The sequence below is a fragment of the uncultured Limnohabitans sp. genome (assembly GCF_937889215.1).
Taxonomy (GTDB): Bacteria; Pseudomonadota; Gammaproteobacteria; order Burkholderiales; family Burkholderiaceae_C; genus Limnohabitans_A.
This window is the reverse complement of sequence record NZ_CALBEX010000063.1, coordinates 1-2,911: the sequence shown is the minus strand read 5'-3', so window position 1 is coordinate 2,911 and position 2,911 is coordinate 1. Positions and strand designations below refer to the sequence as shown.

The following is a 2,911-nucleotide window of genomic DNA, read 5'->3' as shown; positions in this document are numbered from 1 at the left end:
CTGATGAAAGCCGTCAAGCGCTTTGACCCCGATCAGGGCGTGCGCTTGGTCAGCTATGCCCTGCACTGGATCAAGGCGGAGATTCACGAGTACATCCTGAAAAACTGGCGCATGGTCAAAGTGGCTACCACCAAGGCCCAGCGCAAGTTGTTTTTCAACCTGCGCTCGATGAAGCAAGGCTACAAGGCCGATGCAGACGAAGGCACGCACCGCGATACGCTAACGCCAGACCAAGTTGACTCGATGGCGAACAGCCTGAACGTCAAGCGCGAAGAAGTGCGTGAAATGGAAATGCGCATGTCCGGTGGCGATGTGCTGCTGGACCCGGCCCCCTCTGACGATGGCGAGCAGGCCTTTGGCCCCATTGCGTACCTGGCCGACGTGAACCACGAGCCCACCGCCATGATCGAAGCGCACCAGCGCGACGTGATGGCCAGCGACGGTTTGGCCTCAGCACTGAGCGTCTTGGATGACCGCAGCCGCCGCATCGTCGAAGAGCGCTGGCTCAAGGTGAACGACAACGGCTCGGGCGGCATGACGCTGCACGACCTGGCCGACGAATATGGCGTGAGCGCCGAGCGCATTCGACAGATCGAAGTGGCCGCCATGAAAAAGATGAAGAAGGCGCTGGTCGAGTTCGCTTGAAACCAGGCTGCGGCAACGGCTTGTCCAAATACCCGGTGGAGACCGGGTATTTTTTTGGACTCTGCACACTGGGCCCCGCCAAGCCTGCTCTCGGCCTTGCGCTAAAGTAGGTCCGTTTCCAACCGCTCGGAGAGCCCCATGAAAATCAATATGCTCACGCATTTTTCGCGCCGTTTTATCCGTCACGCCGTCTGCGCCTCTTTAGCAGTAGGCATGACCGCTTCTTGGGCGGCCGATTGGCCCAGCCAGACCGTGCGTTTGGTGGTGGGGTTTCCTGCAGGCTCCAGCCCCGACCTGACCGCCCGCGCTTTGGCCGAGCCATTGTCCAAGGCTTTGGGCCAAAACGTGATCGTCGAGAACAAAGTGGGTGCTGGCGGCAACATCGCGGCCGACTTTGTCGCCAAATCCACCGATGGCCACACCTTGGGCCTGATGATCAATGGCAACATGACGATTGCCCGCATTTTGAACCCCAAGGTGCCCTATGACCCCTTGCAAGACCTCGCCCCCATCAGTCTGATCGGCAAAGCCCCTCTGGTGCTGAGTGTGCCCACCAATGCCCCCGGCCAGACCGCTGCCGATTGGTTGGCCTACGCCCAAAAGTCGGGCAACCAACTCAGCTACGCCTCCCCTGGCGTGGGCACCGTCGGACACCTGGGCATGGAGTTGCTGAAGTCCAAAGCGGGCATCGCGCCCGTGCATGTCCCGTACCCTGGTAACGCTCAGGTCATCACCGCGATGATCGGTGGCGATGTGCAATTGGCCTTGTTGCCCCCGGCCATGGCGACAGCACAAGTGCGCGGCGGCAAATTGCGCGCCATCGGCACCACCAGCGCGAGCCGAAGCGCTGTGGTCTCGGATGTCCCCAGCTTGTCTGAAATCGGCGTGAAAGATTACCAACTGGAAATTTGGAACGCCGTGGCTGCCCCGGCAGCCATGCCTAAGGCTGTGGCTCAAAAGCTCTCGGCCATGGTCAGCGAGATTGTTCGTTCACCCGAGATGCGCACGCGTTTGGTCCAACAAGGCTGGGAAGTGGTGGGCTCCTCGCCCGAAGGTCTGCGCAACCGCATCGAGGCCGACACCCAAGCGCTGGGCAATATCATTCGCAGCCAGAAGATCGAATTGAATTGACATCTGAAGCGGTGAACTCAGCCCAGCGGCTGAAAGCTGCGTTTCAGCCACCCGCCGTGACTTTGTGCATCACTTGCCGCTGAGCAGGATCTTCACGTCGGCGGCCAGCGCCTCGGCACCGCTGGCGTGACGGTTGTACAACCGGATACGGCCTTGGGGGTCAAAGGTGAAGCTGCCCGCCGAATGGTCCATGGTGTAGCTGGTGGGGGTTTTGCCCTCGACCTTTTTGTAATAGATCTTGAAGTCTTTGGTGACTTTGGGCAGTTGCTCGGCCGTGGGGCGCAAGGCCACAAAATCCGGCCCGAAATTGGCCATGTAGGCCTTAAGCAACTCCGGTGTGTCGCGCTCAGGGTCTACCGTGATGAAGATGCCCTGGAGCTTGGCCCCATCGTTACCCAGCAACTGTTTGGCCTGGGCCATTTCCTGCAAAGCGGTGGGGCAGACATCGGGGCATTGGGTGAAACCAAAAAACACCACCACGGCCTTGCCCGCAAAGTCCTTCAGGGTGCGCACTTGGCCGTCTTGGTCACTCAACTCCCAGCCCTGGGCGTAGTCGGCTCCAGTGATGTCCACGCCGCGAAAGGCTGGTTTGTCTTCGCCGCAGCCGCTCAAGCCCCACACTGCGCCTGCCAAGCCCAGGGCCAAGGCGGCTTTTGAAAATACTCTGCGTTGAAACATGCCTGGGGTCTCAAAAAATGTAGTGGTCGAGCAGCAAAGCGGCAAACAAGGCGCTCAGGTGAACCAATGAAAAGCGGAAGGTCTTGCGGGCCAACTCGTCCGAATATTCGCGGTACAAGGCCACCGCATAGCCGATGAAGCCAATGCTCAGCACCACTGCAACGACCAAGTAAAGCCATGAGCTCATGCCATAGACAAAGGGCATCAGGCAGGACGCCATCAGCACGACGGTGTAGAGCAATATCTGCAGACGGGTGAACTCATTGCCGTGCGTCACCGGCAACATGGGCAGGCCCGACTTGCGGTAGTCCTCGACCCGGTAAAGCGCCAGCGCCCAAAAGTGCGGTGGGGTCCAGAGGAAGATGATCAGAAACAGGATCAAGGCTTCAGGGCCGACCTGTCCGGTCATGGCAGCCCAACCCAGCACCGGGGGCATGGCACCACTGGCACCGCCAAT

The 2,911-nt window shown here is 59.9% G+C and carries 4 protein-coding genes; 2 read left to right on the top strand and 2 right to left on the bottom strand.

The features are described from left to right. Both Q0341_RS01495 and Q0341_RS01490 read left to right on the top strand, forming a co-directional pair. On the top strand, positions 1 to 645 hold a 645-nt coding region (locus tag Q0341_RS01495; protein WP_299510070.1), incomplete at its 5' end, for an RNA polymerase factor sigma-32. A gap of 138 nt (positions 646 to 783) precedes the next feature. Continuing rightward, on the top strand, positions 784 to 1,776 hold the full coding sequence (locus tag Q0341_RS01490) for a tripartite tricarboxylate transporter substrate binding protein (protein ID WP_299510069.1): 993 nt from the start codon (positions 784 to 786) through the stop codon (positions 1,774 to 1,776). A 69-nt stretch (positions 1,777 to 1,845) separates the two neighbouring features. Here Q0341_RS01490 and Q0341_RS01485 read toward each other — a convergent pair whose 3' ends face one another. Next, positions 1,846 to 2,454, bottom strand: a complete 609-nt coding sequence (locus tag Q0341_RS01485) for an SCO family protein (protein ID WP_299510067.1) — start codon at positions 2,452 to 2,454, stop codon at positions 1,846 to 1,848. Positions 2,455 to 2,464: 10 nt separating this feature from the next. Further along, the coding region (locus Q0341_RS01480; RefSeq protein ID WP_299510065.1) for a UbiA family prenyltransferase at positions 2,465 to 2,911 on the bottom strand (447 nt) is incomplete at its 5' end.